At 71.6% G+C, this 15,182-nt stretch carries 13 protein-coding genes; 6 read left to right on the top strand and 7 right to left on the bottom strand.

What is annotated here, in order from left to right; all coding sequences use genetic code 11:
- The first annotated feature begins 13 nt into the window (after nt 1-13).
- From ACFWMZ_RS11500 to ACFWMZ_RS11480, 5 genes are all read left to right on the top strand, one after another.
- Entirely contained in the window at nt 14-1,177 is a 1,164-nt protein-coding gene (locus ACFWMZ_RS11500) for an NAD(P)/FAD-dependent oxidoreductase (RefSeq protein WP_383177765.1), read from the top strand.
- A 44-nt stretch (nt 1,178-1,221) separates the two neighbouring features.
- The gene (locus ACFWMZ_RS11495; protein ID WP_383200983.1) at nt 1,222-2,805 is read left to right on the top strand and encodes an AbgT family transporter; all 1,584 of its coding nucleotides are present in this window, start codon (nt 1,222-1,224) and stop codon (nt 2,803-2,805) included.
- Between the two features lie 290 nt (nt 2,806-3,095).
- Complete coding sequence (locus ACFWMZ_RS11490) at nt 3,096-4,019, top strand: DNA/RNA helicase domain-containing protein (RefSeq protein WP_383200981.1); 924 nt, start codon at nt 3,096-3,098, stop codon at nt 4,017-4,019.
- Entirely contained in the window at nt 4,016-5,293 is a 1,278-nt protein-coding gene (locus ACFWMZ_RS11485; protein ID WP_383200978.1) for a sensor histidine kinase, read from the top strand. The genes ACFWMZ_RS11490 and ACFWMZ_RS11485 overlap by 4 nt, the downstream gene beginning before the upstream one ends.
- Nucleotides 5,281-5,946, top strand: coding sequence for a response regulator (locus ACFWMZ_RS11480; RefSeq protein WP_383177759.1), 666 nt, complete (start codon nt 5,281-5,283; stop codon nt 5,944-5,946). Before ACFWMZ_RS11485 ends, ACFWMZ_RS11480 begins: the two co-directional genes overlap by 13 nt.
- Nucleotides 5,947-5,956: 10 nt before the next feature.
- On the opposite strand, the gene ACFWMZ_RS11475 is transcribed toward ACFWMZ_RS11480, so the two are convergent.
- Both ACFWMZ_RS11475 and ACFWMZ_RS11470 read right to left on the bottom strand, forming a co-directional pair.
- Nucleotides 5,957-7,111 (bottom strand): glycosyltransferase family 4 protein, encoded by a 1,155-nt coding sequence (locus tag ACFWMZ_RS11475; protein ID WP_383201081.1) that lies wholly within the window; start codon nt 7,109-7,111, stop codon nt 5,957-5,959.
- A gap of 334 nt (nt 7,112-7,445) precedes the next feature.
- On the bottom strand, nt 7,446-8,615 hold the full coding sequence (locus ACFWMZ_RS11470; RefSeq protein WP_383201078.1) for a glycosyltransferase 87 family protein: 1,170 nt from the start codon (nt 8,613-8,615) through the stop codon (nt 7,446-7,448).
- Between the two features lie 198 nt (nt 8,616-8,813).
- Here ACFWMZ_RS11470 and ACFWMZ_RS11465 point away from each other — a divergent pair, with 198 nt between their 5' ends.
- A complete protein-coding gene (locus ACFWMZ_RS11465) occupies nt 8,814-9,605 on the top strand; it encodes a hypothetical protein (protein WP_383200976.1) in 792 nt (263 codons plus the stop codon).
- A 118-nt stretch (nt 9,606-9,723) separates the two neighbouring features.
- On the opposite strand, the gene ACFWMZ_RS11460 is transcribed toward ACFWMZ_RS11465, so the two are convergent.
- The 5 genes from ACFWMZ_RS11460 to ACFWMZ_RS11440 all read right to left on the bottom strand — a co-directional run bounded on the left by ACFWMZ_RS11460 (nt 9,724) and on the right by ACFWMZ_RS11440 (nt 14,836).
- Nucleotides 9,724-10,719, bottom strand: a complete 996-nt coding sequence (locus tag ACFWMZ_RS11460) for a zinc-dependent alcohol dehydrogenase family protein (RefSeq protein WP_383200973.1) — start codon at nt 10,717-10,719, stop codon at nt 9,724-9,726.
- Nucleotides 10,716-11,627 (bottom strand): carbohydrate ABC transporter permease, encoded by a 912-nt coding sequence (locus ACFWMZ_RS11455; protein ID WP_383200970.1) that lies wholly within the window; start codon nt 11,625-11,627, stop codon nt 10,716-10,718. Before ACFWMZ_RS11455 ends, ACFWMZ_RS11460 begins: the two co-directional genes overlap by 4 nt.
- Nucleotides 11,624-12,592 (bottom strand): carbohydrate ABC transporter permease, encoded by a 969-nt coding sequence (locus ACFWMZ_RS11450; RefSeq protein WP_383177747.1) that lies wholly within the window; start codon nt 12,590-12,592, stop codon nt 11,624-11,626. The genes ACFWMZ_RS11455 and ACFWMZ_RS11450 overlap by 4 nt, the downstream gene beginning before the upstream one ends.
- A complete protein-coding gene (locus ACFWMZ_RS11445) occupies nt 12,589-13,953 on the bottom strand; it encodes an ABC transporter substrate-binding protein (RefSeq protein ID WP_383177744.1) in 1,365 nt (454 codons plus the stop codon). The genes ACFWMZ_RS11450 and ACFWMZ_RS11445 overlap by 4 nt, the downstream gene beginning before the upstream one ends.
- A gap of 121 nt (nt 13,954-14,074) precedes the next feature.
- A complete protein-coding gene (locus ACFWMZ_RS11440) occupies nt 14,075-14,836 on the bottom strand; it encodes a DeoR/GlpR family DNA-binding transcription regulator (protein ID WP_383177828.1) in 762 nt (253 codons plus the stop codon).
- Nucleotides 14,837-15,182: the final 346 nt, after the last annotated feature.

Genomic DNA, 15,182 nt, shown 5'->3' with positions numbered 1-15,182 from the left:
AACGCGCACAACAATGAAGGTCATCATCATCGGTGCCGGTGTACTGGGCGTAAGCGTCGCGAGGCAGCTTGCCGTCGCGGGCGAGGAGGTTCTCCTGCTCGATCAGCGGGGAGCCGGCACCGGCACGACCGCGACCACCTTCGCCTGGACCAACTCGTACCGCAAGCTCAACCCGGACTACCACCGGCTGGGCCTCGCGGGGATGGAGGAGCACGCCAGGCTGGCCGGGCAACTGCCCGGAGCGCCCTCGTACTTCCGCAGCGGGGCGCTGCAGTGGGCGGACGCCGCGAGCGAGCAGTGGCTCGCCGGCAACGTGGAGCGACTGCGCTCCCTCGGCTACCCCACGCGCTGGGTCACACCTGAGGAAGCAACGCGGATCGCGGGCGGCCTGCGGATTCCGGCGACCATCACGTCCCTCGCGCACTTCCCCAGCGAGGGATACGTCCTGCCGGACCTCTTCGTGAACAACCTGCTGGCCGACGCCGAGCGGCATGGAGCCAAGTGCGCGGTCGGCGAGGTCGTGGCGGTCGACGACGGGCCTGGCGGGGTGTCCGTCACCCTGGCCGGAGGCGAGGTCTGCACGGGCGACCGAGTCGTCCTGGCGGCAGGCCGCTGGACAGAACGGCTCGCCGCACAGGCCGGGATCGACGTTCCCATGGTGACGGACACCGGTCGTGGATCGCAGACGGTCGGTCTGCTCGGGTACGCCAGTTCCCCGGGACTCGACCTGCGCTGCGTGGTCCACAGTCCCGGCCTCAACCTCCGCCCCGCTGCCGGCGGCCATGCCGTCCTGCAGGCGCTCGACCTGAACGCCGACGTCGATCCGGCAGACCCCCCGACCGCGGACGGGGAGATCGCGCGCACCCTCGCTCGGCGGTTCTCCGCACTGCTGCCCGACGCGAGTCGGCCCGAGATCGACCTGCGCGTCGGCTTTCGGTCACTGCCCGCGGACGGCCACACCGTCGCGGGCTACGCCTCCGCGCACTCCCGCGTCTACTGCCTCATCTCGCACAGCGGGATCACCCTGGCGCCGGTTCTGGGACGCCTGGCCGCGACCGAGATCACCACCGACCAGGAACAGGAACTCCTCCGCGCCTTCCGGCCCACACGCTTCGCCGGCGTACGGCGCGCGGACATCGAGACGGACCAGCACGCCACCAGTATGGGCGAGCAGTAGCGAAAGCCTCCCACCGCGATTTCCTTCCCGGAAGGACTGATGGCATGTCAGTCATAGAGACCCGCGACACGTCCACCAAAAGCAGCATGGGCAGACTGCTCCGTGTGATCGGCGCGATCGAGCGTGCCGGGAACAAGCTTCCTCACCCGTTCTGGCTCTTCTGGATCCTGGCCGGAGCGCTGAGTGTCGTCAGTCTCGTGCTGGCCCTGCTCGACGTCTCCGTCACCCTGCCGGAGTCGGGAGACCATGTCGCGGTCAAGAGCCTGCTCTCGCTCGACGGGGTCGAGTTCGCCGCGAGCTCCGCGCTGGACAACCTCGCCACGTTCCCGCCGCTCGTGGTCATCCTCGTCATGCTGCTCGGAGTCAGCGTCGCCGAGAGGAGCGGCCTCCTCGAGGTGCTCCTGCGGGTCACCGTGGTCCGGCTCCCCGGCCGCTGGGTGACCTTCGCGATCGCCTTCAGCGGGATGATCGCCCACATCATGAGCGACTCCGCGTACCTCGTGATGATCCCCCTCGGAGCCCTGGCCTTCCGCGCGGCGGGCCGCAGCCCCGTGCTCGGGGTGATGGTCGCCTACGTGGCAGTGTCAGCGGGATTCAACGCCAGCCCCCTGGTCACGCCGTCCGACGCGATCCGCTCCTCCCTGGCGACCACGGCCGCGCAGACCGTCGACCCCCACTACGTGATCACGCCCGTGGCCACGTACTTCTTCTCCGCCGCATCGTCCCTGCTCCTGGCAGTGGTCATCACGGTGGTGGTCGAGACCGTCCTGGCCCGACGGCCGGAATTCGCTCCCTCGCCGAGCGACCACGCCCCGGCCGCTGCCGCCGGCGGCAGCGCGGACGAGCAGGCCGCCGCCCCGGCCATCAGCCTCACGCCGACGGAACGGCGTGCGCTGAAGCTGGCGGCCGGCGTCTTCGTCCTCTACGCGGCCCTGGTGGTGGCCCTGGCGTCGGTGCCGGGCTCGCCGCTGCTCGGTGAGAACGGCAGCATCGTGAATTCGGTGGTCGTGGTGAACATCAGCGTGTTCATCGCCCTCCTGTTCGCGTTGCTGGGATTCGTCTACGGCCGGTGCGTGGGCACCGTGCCCTCGCTGTCCCACGTGCCGACGATCATGGCCGATGGGGTGAGCAGAATCGCCCCGGTCATCGTGCTCTTCTTCGCCGTTTCGCAGTTCCTGGCCTACTTCGAGTGGACAGGTATCGGAGCCGTGCTGACCGTCCAGGGCGCCGGAATCCTGCACTCGCTGAACGCCCCCCACCTGCTGGTACTGCTCGCCGTCCTGCTGGCCGTATGCCTGCTGAACATGCTCATCACCAGCGGCTCGGCGATGTGGGCGATCCTGGCCCCCATCCTGGTGCCCATGATGATGTACCTGAGCATCAGGCCGGAGGCGGCCCAGGTCGCCTTCATGATCGGTGACTCGGTCACCAATGCCGTGACACCGATGAGCCCCTACTTCGTACTCGCTCTGGGATTCGTGCAGCAGTACCGAAAAGACGCGGGAATCGGGACCCTGATGTCCTTCACCGTCCCGACCGCCGTCTCCATCCTGATCGCGTGGTCGGCGTTCTTCGCGATCTGGTACGGCCTCGGTATCCCGCTGGGCCCCGGTGTTCCCCTCCGCTGATCACCGCACACCGGCCGTACGCTCCCGCCCCGTTCGGGCCGGGCCGGGGGCGCTCTGGGGCACCTGCGCTCGGACGCCGCTACAGTTTTCGCGCCTCCACGCGTCGGGCGGCCTGCGCCCACGGCGCGACCCGGCCCCGATGCCCTCGACCAGGACCAAGAGGCGGGTCCCCAGTTCGCGGGCACAGGACGTTCGCGGGACCGGATGGTGCCGCACCTTGCTGCTCGTTGGCGGCATTTTCGGGAGCAGACGCCTCGGAATCGGAGCGTTCCGCATGGGCTGAGAGCCTGGTGACCGGGGGCGCGGGGACGGGGAAGAGCGCGATTGGTCTGCAGATCAAAGCGGAGCTGGAGGCCCAAGGCCGTACCGTCATGTACGCCAGTGGCAGCCGTGCCTTCAACGGCGCCCTCCAGGAGCATGTCGGCTACGGAGACCGGCAGTTCAAGGAGACGTTCACGTACTTCAGTAGCTTCGTCACCCCGCCCGACCCTCCCTTGGACGTGTTGATCCGCGACGAGGCACATCGTCTCCGGGATCGGTCGACCAGTCGGCTCTGGAAGCAGAAGGACTGGGGCACGGGCCCGCAGGTGGACGAACTCCTCGCCGCGTCCCGCTTGACGGTGTTCTTCTTGGACGAGGGGCAGTCCGTGCGTCCGCACGACGTCGGTACCGTCGATCTGATCAAGGACGCCGCCGCCCGGCACGACGCTATGGTCGTCCCGTACAAACTGCGGGAACGGTTTCGATGTGGTGGCAGTGACGCTTACGTCCGATGGGTGAGGGCGTTGCTCGGTGTGGCCGATGGGGAACCCGGCGCCTGGCGACCTGACGGGCTGGTGCACATCGAAGTGGCGGACACTCCGGAGGAGCTTGAACAGATCATCCGCACGCAGGCGCTTGCCGGCGCGTCCGCGCGCATGGTCGCCGGTTACTGCTGGCCGTGGACGAAGCCGCTCGGCAAGGAGCGGCGACACGGGGACGGGACCCGCGGTGCTCGGATAGCTCTTGGAGACGGCCGCAAGCTGGATGGCGGGGAGCTGGATGTCGGTGAGCAGGGGCATGTTCCCAGTCCAGCAGAGACGACGGCGCGGGGCAGTGGGCCTGCGGAGAGTCTCGGGGGAGGGTTTTCCCTACAACCGGCGCCCGCCACAGGACCGTTAGAGTTCCCGGTGCAGCCGCCCGCGCCACGGCCCTCGGAGGAACACGCACCATGACCGTAGCCGTCTGGGAGGCCGTGCGACGGCGCCCGGTGCGCTTCCTGTTCTCCGCCTGGCCTCTGCGCTCCTGGGCCTTCCTGCTGAGCGGCCTGGTCGTGGGACCCGTGGTGCTCCTCCTGTGCGCCACCCTGCTCCTCGTCGGCGTGGGCCTGTCGGTGGTGGGCGTGGGGCTGCTGGTCCTGCTGGCCCTGGCCGTCGTCGGCATACCCGTCGCGGCCCTGGAGCGGCGCCGGTTGCGGCTCGTCGAACCGGATCCGCTCCTCGACCCGCACGGCTCCCTGCCCGGGACCAGTGCGCTGCCGTGGCTGCGCACCCGGCTGCGGGAGCGGGCGACCTGGCGGGAGCTGGCGTACATGCTGCTGCTCGGGGTCGTCTTCACGGCGACGGGGATCGGCTTCGCCGCCCTGCTCGGGCTCTCGCTGATCCTCACGGCGACCCCCGTGATCGTTTGGGCCATCGCCCCCGACACGGTGATGCTGGTGCCCGGACAGCCGATCTCCGACCCCGTCGCCGCTCTGCCCGGCAGCGCCACCGGGCTGGTGGGCCTGGTCGTCTCGGCGTACGCGGGCGGGCTGCTGGCCGGGGTCCAGGTGCGCGTCGCCCAGTTCCTGCTCTCCGCCCGCGACGAGGACTTCAGCAGCAGGGTCATCGAACTCACCCGCTCCCGGGCCCGGTTGGTCGACGCCTTCGAGGCCGAGCGCCGCCGCATCGAGCGGGACCTGCACGACGGGGCGCAGCAGCAGCTCGTCGCCCTCACCATGACGCTGGGCCTGGCCGAACTGGAGCTGGGTGGCCAGGACTCGGGCGCCGGCCCGCTCGTCACCCGGGCCAGGGGTGAGGCTCGCCGAGCCCTGGACCAGCTGCGTTCCCTGGTACGCGGCATCCACCCGCAGGTGCTCACCGACCACGGGCTGCCCGCGGCGGTCGCCGAACTCGCCCTGCGCAACCCCATTCCCGTCACCGTCGACCTGGACCTGCCGCACCGGCTGCCGTCGGCCGTGGAGACCACGGCGTACTTCACCGTCACCGAGGCGCTGACCAACGCCTCCAAGCACAGCGGCGCGGACCAGGTGTCCGTCGTGGGCCGGCTCAGGGGCGACACCCTCGTCCTGCTCGTCACCGACGACGGCCACGGCGGCGCCGACCCCGGGGCCGGGGCCGGTCTGCAAGGATTGGCGGACCGGGTGGCCATTCTGAAAGGCAGGCTCATCGTGACCAGTCCCGTCGGCGGACCCACGCAGCTCCGGGTGGAGGTGCCGTGCTCCGTGTAGTGCTGGCAGAGGACGCCGTCCTGCTCCGCGCCGGACTGGTCGAACTGCTCTCCCGGGTCGGGCACGAGGTGACCGCCGCCGTCGGCGACGCCGCGGAACTGGCCCGCGCCGTGGCGGCCGGCCGGCCGGACGTGGTCATCACCGACGTACGGATGCCGCCCGGCTTCCGCGACGAGGGGCTGCGCGCGGCCCTGGAGCTGCGCCGAGAGGACCCGTCCCTGCCGGTGCTGGTGCTGTCGCAGTACGTCGCCACCGCTTACGCCACCCAGTTGCTCAGCGGTTCGTCGGCCGCGGGCGGTCTCGGCTACCTGCTGAAGGACCGGGTCGGCGAGGTCACCGACTTCCTCGACGCACTCGACCGGGTCGCCTCCGGGCAGACCGTGATCGACCCGGAGGTGGTGCGGGTGCTGCTCCAGCAGGGGACCGCCGACAAGCCCCTCCAGCGGCTCACCCCGCGCGAGCGGGAGGTGCTCGCCGTGATGGCGGAGGGCCTCAACAACCAGGCCATCGCCCAGCGACTCACCATCACCGAGGCGTCGGTGGTCAAGCACGCCAGCAGCATCTTCATGAAACTGGAGCTCGACCCGGCCGAGGGCAACCGCCGGGTCCTGGCGGTGCTCGCCCACCTCCGCCGCGAGGACCCCGCCGCCTGAGCCCTCCGGGTCATTCGCCAAAGGCGGTCCGCAGCCGGTCCGTGCCCGGGGTGAGCAGCTGGTTCAGGCGGTCCGCCGACGCGTCCCAGGACCAGTGGCCCTCCACCCACTTCCGCCCGGCCCGCCCCATGGTGGCGGCCCGCACCGGATCGGTGAGGACGGCAGCCACGGCGTCGGCGACGGCGGTCAGGTCCGTGCCGTCGACCACCGTGCCCGTCTCCCCGTCCCGCACGGTGTCCGGCGCGCCGCCCGAGTCGCCGGCCACCACGGGCAGGCCGCTGGCGGCCGCCTCCAGGAAGACGATGCCCAGCCCCTCCGCCTCCAGCCCCGCCTTCCGGGTCCGGCAGGGCATGGCGAAGGCGTCCGCGGCCGCGTAGTAGGCGGCCGTCGAGGCGTGGTCGAGGCCCCCGGCGAAGACGACGTGGCCCTCCCCGTACAGGCCCGCCAGCCGGTGCAGCCGCTTCTGGTCCGGGCCGTCGCCCACGATGAGCAGCGCCGCGTCGGGCACCGCGTGCCGAATGCGGGGCAGCGCCCGTATCAGCGTGTCCTGGCCCTTGCGCGCCACCAGCCGGGAGACGCACAGGACGACCTTCCGGCCAACCAGGCCGTGGCGCTCGCGGACCTGCCGGGCCTGGCCGGGCGCGGGCCGGAACTCCGCCGCGTCCACCCCCGGCACCAGCCGAGCGAGCCGGGCGCGCGGCCCGAGGGCGGGCGCGATGCGGCGCCGGGTGTACTCGCCCAGGTAGGTGACGACGTCGACGTGGTCCCCTATACGCCGCATCACCTGCCGCGCCCCGGGGGTGCGGGCCCACCAGATTTCGTGGCCGTGCGTGGTGGCGACCAGACGGCGCACCCCGCCGCGCCGCAGCGCGGGCGCCATCGCCGCGAGCGGCGCCGCCGCCCCGAACCACGCCCGGTCGCAACCGTGTTCACGGGCGATCTCCAGGGCCCGGCGGGTCACCCGGGGAGTGGGCAGCAGCATGCGGCTCGGATCTCTGATCACCGGGAAGGGCAGCGTGGCGTCGTACGCGGCGGCGCCCGGCTCGGACGAGGTGTGGACGACCACGTCGTTGCCGGGGACGCGTGCCGCCATGGCGTGCACGAACGTCTCGATGCCGCCTTGGCGCGGCGGGAAGTCGTTGGTGACGATCAGGGTGGTGTTCATGGGTGGTCGCTGCCTCACGGAGGTTGCGGGGACGGGGGACAGGGCGGTCAGGCGGTGAAGAGGTGGTTGCGGCAGCCCTCGGTGATCCAGGGAGCAGAGGGCACGGGGCGGAGCGCGGGGACCCAACGGCCGTGCTGTCCGCGGTGCTCGCGGTAGCCGTAACTGGTGGCTCAGCAGCTCGGCCGGGCCGCCGCCGGACTTCGCGAGGTGCCGGTGCTCGATCTCCAGGAGCAGCGTGGGCCGGTGGCGCCGCGGTGGGGCCGAGTCGCCGCGTAGCACGGCCGATTCGGTGCCCTCGACGTCGGCCTTGATGAAGCCGCCGTACGCCGCGCGCTCACCGGCCACCGCCGACCGGGACGGGACGGGCCGCGGGCCCGGCCGCCACGACGAGGCTCCTGGCGGGGGCCGCCCGTGAGGGCGCCTCGGCCAGCCGGGCCCACACGCTGAGGAGGACCGGCAGCGCCAGGTAGCCGAACCGGCCCGCCGGTGCCAGCAGGAAGGCGGTGCAGAGCCCCACCGCCAGCCGGTCGGCGGCCGGGACCAGGCCGTGCGGCGGCCGGACCCACAGGGAGGCGGCGACGGCCGCCCCGCCCGCCGCCAGCAGGGCCACGGCCGCGTACCAGCCGAAGGGGCCGAGGTCGGCGAGGAGTCGTCCGGGCAGCGGGCTGGCCGCCGGGGTCTCCCACTCGCCCCGCCCGGTGGGGAAGGCGAAGACCTGCTCGACCAGGGGGCCCGGCGACAGCAGGGCGCTCGGCAGGACCGCCAGGACCGTCCCGGCCACCGCCACCCCCGTGGCGCGGACGGCGGCGCCCGCTCCCGCGCGGTGGGCGAGGAGGGCCGCGACGACGGCGACGGCGGGCCACGCCGTCCACTTCAGGGAGCAGGCCAGGGCCAGGGCGAGCCCGGCGGCCACCGGGCGGCGCCGGGCGGCCGCCGCCAGGGCCAGGCAGAGCAGTCCGATGAGCGGCAGGTCGACACCGCTGACGGCGAGCGGCAGCGCCACCACCGGCGAAACGATCAGTGCTGCGCCCACGAGCTGTCCGGCGCCTCTGCCGCCGAGGACACGGCCCGCCGCCCAGAGGCAGCCGAGGAAGGCCGCCGCGCACCAGAGCCGCGCGTCCCCGAGGAACCGCAACGGCTCCCAGCCGCCGGCCGTCAGCGCCCCCGGCAGCCCGAACAGCGCCATGCCGGGCAGGTAGGGGGTGACCTCCACGACGGCCTGCGGATCGGCCAGGTAAGGGGTGCCCTGACTCGCCGTCAGCAGCCCGGCCCGCTCCACGACACCGACCTCGCTCTGCGCCCCACCGGACAGCACGAGCACCGTGAGGGGCGCGAGGACGGCCCCGAACCCGGCGATCCCCACCGAGAGGACCCGGCCGCGCGAGCGCCAGGAGAGGACGGCGACGGCCGCGCACAGATACCCGACGCAGGCGCTCGTCCCCCAGACGCGGTGCGGCCCGAGCGCGGAGACCAGCGGGAAGGCGGCGGCCCAGACCGCGGCCACGAGCCATCCGCAGCACCACAACGTCCGGGTCTTCCACGACTGTTGCACCTGGTGAGTCAGCACCAGTCCATTGCAGCCAACTCTGCGCCCCAGGTCATGACAGCCAGGTCGAGACCTGGTGGTGGGGTTTTCCCCACCATGGGGCGCGGGGCGTGCGGGCTGGCCTCTCCACAGGTTCTGCGGCGCTGGAGACGATGCGTGATGGCCGGTAAGCGGGGGAGCGTCGCCAATGACGTGATGCTGCTCGACCGGGAGCAGCGGCCGTTGGTCGTACCGCTGTTGTCGTCCCAGGAGATCGATCAAGAGGACTTCTGGCGGCGCATCCAGCCACTGGTGCACGTCAAGCCCCTGCTTGAAAGCGGGGTTCAGGACACGGAGAACTTGCAGCACCTCATGCGCAGCGCGGTCGGCGCCTGGAAGGCCCATGTCTGCGTGGTCCTCGAAGGGCGTGCCGCGGGTTCCGGTGCGGGTGGCAGCTGGCGGTGGACGGTGGACCGGGGACGCCTGGCTCTGCAGGGTCCCGATTTCATCGCGTACGTCGCCGGGAGCCGCAAGGATCTGGAGTACCCCGAGGAGCGGGAGGCCCCTCTTCTGGCAGAGGTCCGTGAGCGGGCGAACAGCCATGGCATCACGCTCACCTCGATTCGCATGACGACGCCGAACCGGAGTATCGGCTACGAATCCCCTGGGGAGGATGTCACCAACGATCCGCAACTGGACGGCTTCAGCGCGGCCTTGGGACAGCAGGAGGAGGTTGTCGAGGCCCTGGCGAAGACCCCGGGAGGGTACGCCTTGCGATGCAACTTCTCCACCCGGACGGCTGGCCCGCCCGGCGCTCGGGCGTTGCTCTCGTATGCCGACCTTCTGGGAACTGCGCTCCGTCTCCTACGGCCACTCGGGGAGGAGGACGCGGCCATGCTGCGCCGCTTGCTGGGCGGGGGATCAGTGCCTCCGGCTCGGTGGTCGCAGCCGACATTGTCGCAGGAGTAGGCAGGCGCGGACCGAGGCACTGCCTCGGTGTACTGGACGGGACTGGGCCGGCAGGAGTCCGGCCCGGTCCCGCCCACCACCGGCGCTCAGGGGACGTGACCGCCCCCCCCGGAGGCCCTCACCCCCAGGGCTCCACCACGATCTTCCGCCCCTGGCCCGCCTGGAACCGCTCGATGGCCTGCGGGTACTGGTCCAGCGGGAGCCGGTCGCTGATGAAGACGGCCGGGTCGAGGACGCTGGAGGCGAAGAGGGCGGCGGCGCGTTCGTAGCTGTGCAGGACGGCCATCGAGCCGGTGATGGTGATCTCCTGGTTGTAGATGCGGTACGGCTCGATGACGGCGGTGGTGGCGTAGTCGGAGACGCCGAACTGGAGGAAGGTGCCGCCCTTGGCGACCCGGCCGAGGCCGTCCTGGATGGCCTGGGCGTTGCCGGTGGCGTCGATGACGACGTCCCAGCCGCGCGGGCGGTCGAGTTCCTCGGCGCGGGCGGCCGTGGACGAGCAGCCGAGGAGGTCGGCGGTGGCCAGCCGCTCCGGGTTGACGTCGAGGACGTCGACGGAGGCGGCGCCGGTGCGCTTGGCCAGCTCCAGCATCATCAGGCCCATGGTGCCGGAGCCGTAGATGAGGACCTCGGAGCCGAGGTTGCCGCGCAGCACGTCGTAGCCGCGGACCGCGCAGGAGAGCGGCTCGATGAGGGCGGCGTCGCGGACGTCGACGTGCTCGGGGAGGCGGACGCAGTTGGCGACGGGGGCGACGGCGTACTCGGCGGCGCCCCCGGCCGTGGTGACGCCGATGGCGGCCCAGTTGTCGCAGAGGTTGCCGCGGCCCGAGCGGCAGTAGCGGCACTCGTGGCAGTGCAGGGACGGGTCGACGGCGACCTTGTCGCCGACCGCGAGTTCGGTGACCCGGGAGCCGGTGGCGACGATCTCCCCGGCGAACTCGTGGCCCGGCACGATCGGCAGCGTCGGGGCGAACTCGCCCTGGAGGATGTGCAGATCGGTGCCGCAGAGCCCGCAGGAGGCGACCTTGACGACCACGTCGCGGGGGCCGGGCTCCGGGTCGGGCACGGTGGTGAGGGACACCTTGCCGACGGTTTCGACGATGGCTGCCTTCATTTGACTGCTCCCAGAGAAAGGCCCTGGACGAGTTTGTCCTGGGCGGCGTAGCCGGCGGCGAGCACCGGCAGGGACACGACCACCGAGGCGGCGCAGAGCTGAGCCAGGAAGAGGCCCTGGCTGGTGACGAAGGTGGTGAGATGGACGGGGGCGGTCGAGGCGACGACGCCGGTCAGCACGCGGGCGAAGAGCAGCTCGTTCCAGCTGAAGATGAAGCAGATCAGCGCGGTGGCCGCGATGCCGGGCGCGGCGACCGGCGCGACCACCCGGCTCAGCACCGTCGGCAGCCGCGCCCCGTCGACCTGCGCCGCCTCGATGATCGAGACGGGCACGTCGGAGAGGAAGGACTGCATCATCCACACCGCGATCGGCAGGTTCATCGAGGTGTAGAGGAGGACGAGCAGCCAGATGTTGTCCAGCAGCCCGGTGTTGCGGGCGAACAGGTAGACCGGCAGCAGCCCCGCCACGACCGGCAGCATCTTGGTGGAGAGGAAGAAGAAGAGCACGTCGGTCCACTTGCGGACCCGGCGGATGGAGAGGGCGTACGCCGCCGGGAGCGCCAGCAGCAGGACGAGCAGGGTGGAGAAGAAGGACGCCGTCAGGGAGTTGACCAGGGGCGGCCACGGGGTCGGGCCGCCTCCGCCGCCGAAGAAGGTGCGGTAGCCGTCGAGGGTCAGGGAGGCCGCGAACGACGGCGGGTTGGTCGCCGCGTCGGACTCCGCGTGGAAGGAGGTCAGCACCATCCACAGGGCGGGGAAGCAGAAGAGCAGGGCGAGCACCCACGCGGTGACGGCGACCCCGGTGGCGCGCCGTCGCGGCGGACGGTTCAGGGGGCGGGCCTCGGCGGTGGTACGGGGTGCGACCGGGCCGGTCGGCGGGGTGGCCGGGGCTGTGGTCGAGGCGCTCATGCGCGGCTCGCCTCCTCGCGGAAGAGGGACGAGACCACCCGCAGGGCGACGGTGGCGATGAGCACCGTGCCGATCACCGCGACGACGCCGACGGCGGAGGCCAGGCCGTACTCGTGGGCCCGGTAGAAGGTCTCGTAGACGGTGTAGGGGAGGTTGGCGGTGCCGAGACCGCCCGAGGTGAGGGTGAAGACCGCGTCGAAGTTCTGCACGATGTACACCGAGCCGAGCAGGATGCCCAGCTCCAGGTAGCGCCGCAGGTGGGGGAGGGTCAGGAAGGCGAAGGTCTGCCACCGTCCGGCGCCGTCGATCCGGGCCGCCTCCATCATGTCGTCCGGGCGGCTCTGCAGCCCCGCCAGCAGGATCAGCATCATGAACGGCGTCCACTGCCACACCAGCGCGGCCACCACGGCCGCCAGCGGCATCGACGACATCCAGTCCGGCTGGGCCACGTCCTCGACGCCGAAGAGCGAGCCGAACCAGTTCAGCGCGCCGTTGAACAGGCCGTACTCCGGGTTGTACAGCGCGTGCTTCCACAGCAGCGCCGCGGAGACCGGGACCAGCAGGAACGGCGTGATCAGCAGCGTGCGGACCATGCCGCGGCCGAAGAACCGGCGGTTGAGCAGCAGGGCGAAGCCCAGGCCCAGCGCCACGCTGACCAGCACCACCGAGGCGGTGAGGATCACCGTGGTGATCACCGCGTCGCGCAGGGCGGCGTCGGTGAAGACCGAGGCGTAGTTGGAGAAGCCGGTGAAGTGGCGCTTCTCCGGGCTGAGGGCGTTCCAGTCGAAGAGCGAGAGGACCAGGGTCGCCACGAACGGCAGCTGGGTGACGAGGACGAGGAAGACGAGCGCCGGAAGGAGCGGCGCGCGGGTCGCCCACGCCTTGGCCCGGCTGCCCCGGGTGGCGGCGGGTGGCACGGGGGCCGGTGGCCTGGTGGCCTTGGCCGGGGCGGTGGATGCGGTCATCGGTACTCCTCCGCGACCTTCTCGGCCAGCTTCTGGGAGGTGGCGAGCGCGGCGTCCACCGACTGGCGGCCCGCGATGGCGGCGCTGATCTCCTGCGCGACCCGGGTGCCCAGGTCGGTGAACTCCGGTACGCCGACGAACTGGATGCCCGCCGTGGGCCGTGGCTGGGTACCCGGGTTCTTCGGGTCGGCCGAGGAGATGGCCTGCTCGGTGACGTCCGCGAAGGCTCCGGCCTCGGCGCGGTAGTCGGGGTTCTCGTAGGTCGAGGCGCGCTTGCCCGCGGGCACGTTGGACCAGCCGCTGGTGGCGCCGACCAGCTCCTCGTACTCCTTGCTGGAGGCCCACGAGATGAACTTCCAGGCGTCGTCGGTCTTGATGGACGCCTTCTGCAGGCCCCAGGCCCAGGTGTAGAGCCAGCCGGAGCTCTTGGTCTGCTCGACGGGCGCCGGTACGTACCCGATCTTGCCCTTCACCGGTGAGCCGGACGCCTCCAGCGAGCCCGCGCCGGCGGTGGCGTCGTACCACATGGCCGACTTGCCCTGCGTCATGTTGTTCAGGCACTCGGCATACCCGGACTGCGGGGCGCCGCGCTCGCCGTGGGAGCGGACCAGGTCGACGTAGAACTTGGTCGCCTTCTTGAACTCCGGCGAGGTGAGCTGGGGTTCCCAGTCCTCGGTGAACCAGGTGCCGCCCATCGTGTTGACCACGGTGGTGAGCGGGGCGATGACCTCGCCCCAGCCGGGGAGTCCGCGCAGGCAGATGCCCTTCATCCCGGGGCGGCTGCCGTCGGTCCGCTCGGCCAGCTCCGCGACCTCCTTCCAGGTGGGCTTCTCGGGCATGGTCAGCCCCTCCTCCTCGAAGATGTCCTTGCGGTACATCAGGAAGGAGGACTCGCCGTAGAACGGCTGGGCGTAGAGCTTGCCGTCCTCGGCGGTCAGCGACTCGCGCAGCGGGGGGAGGATGTCGTCCTGGTCGAAGCCGGGGTCCTCGCGCACGTAGCCGTCGAGCTCCTGCAGCCAGCCGTTCTTGGCGAAGAACGGCAGCTCGAAATTGCTGATGGTGGCGATGTCGTACTGGCCGGCCTGGTTGGAGAAGTCCTGGCTGACCTTGTCGCGCACGTCGTTCTCCGGCAGCACCGTGAAGTGGACCTTGATGCCGGTCTCCTTCGTGAAGTGCTTCGCGGTGAGCTTCTGCAACTCGACCATCTGCGGGTTGTTCACCATCAGGACGTTGAGCGCGTCGCCGCCCCCGAACGAGGTGCCGCCCGCCCCGGCGCATCCGGAGAGCAGCGCCAGGGCGGCCGCCGCCGCACCGGTACGGAGGAGGCGGCGCGGTCCGTGGCGTGGTCGCAGGTGGGCCATGGGAACTCCTGAGGGGTCGCGGCTCGGTGGGGAAGGTGGATGGTGCGGGCATGACAGGCCCCGCCCCGGCGGTCGCGGGGCAGTGCCCGGGGGAGGGCTTGGGGGGTACGTCGGGGTCAGGTCAGACGCGGATGACCTGGGGGCCGAGGAGGGAGTAGCGCTGGGCCTCCGCGGAGGTGAGGCCGGTGTCGGTGACGATCGCCTCGAAGTCGGCGACCTCCGCGAACCGGCAGAAGCTCACCGCGCCGAACTTGGTGTGCAGCCCGGCGAAGATCCGCCGCCGCGAGCACCGCACCGCCTGCGCCTTGACCTCGGCGACCGTCGGGTCCGGGGTGGTCAGGCCGTACGAGCGGGAGATGCCGTTGGCGCCGATGAACGCCAGGTCGACCACGAAGTCACCGAGCATCCGCCCGGCCCAGTGCCCGACGGTGGCCAGGGTGGCGCCGCGCACCCGTCCGCCGAGCAGCAGCACGGCGGTCTTCTCCGCCCCGGCCAGCGCGGTCGCGACGGCCAGCGAGGCGGTGACGACGGTCAGCTCCCGGTCCTTCGGCAGCGCCTCGGCGATGAGCTGCGGGGTGAAGCCCTCGTCGACGAAGACGGTCTCGGCGTCGCCGAGCAGGTCGGCCGCGGTGGCCGCGATCCGCGACTTCTGCGGCACGTTGCGGGTGGTGCGGACGGCGAGCGTGGTCTCGAACCCCGCCGACTCCACCGGATAGGCTCCGCCGTGCGTCCGGCGGACGAGGCCGTGCTCCTCCAGTACGTGCAGATCGCGGCGGATGGTCTCCTTCGCCACACGGAACAGGGCAGCGAGCGCGTTCACCTCCACCGACCCGTCGCGGCGGGCCGTGTGGAGAATCCCTCTGCGGCGTTCCTCGGTGCCCACGGCGCCCTTCCGGTTCTGCTTCGGTGCGGTCCAGGTCGGAGCCCGCGCCAGTCCGTTCGGGCTCACGTGTCGTTTGTACAAGCATCTCCCGTGGCTCGGCCAGCTTCTGCGCGGGGCCGGTGATGCCCGTTCTTGCCCGTTCGGGCTGGGTGGGCAGCACTGGTCAGCGGCGGGAAGGGGGCAGGGGGCGGGCGGAACGCTGCCCGTTTCGGGCCGATGAGGGGTCCGGAAAGTGCCCGAATCCGTTCCGGGTACCCGATCGGGCGCGGTCCTGCGGGGAGGGCGCCAAAGGTTCCGCCTGCGGGCCGGGGGAGACGGGGGACGCCGCGGGCGCGTACGGCTGCCG

The sequence above is a fragment of the Streptomyces sp. NPDC058373 genome (assembly GCF_042723275.1).
Lineage (GTDB): Bacteria > Actinomycetota > Actinomycetes > Streptomycetales > Streptomycetaceae > Streptomyces.
This window is presented reverse-complemented; position numbering and strand designations above follow the sequence as displayed.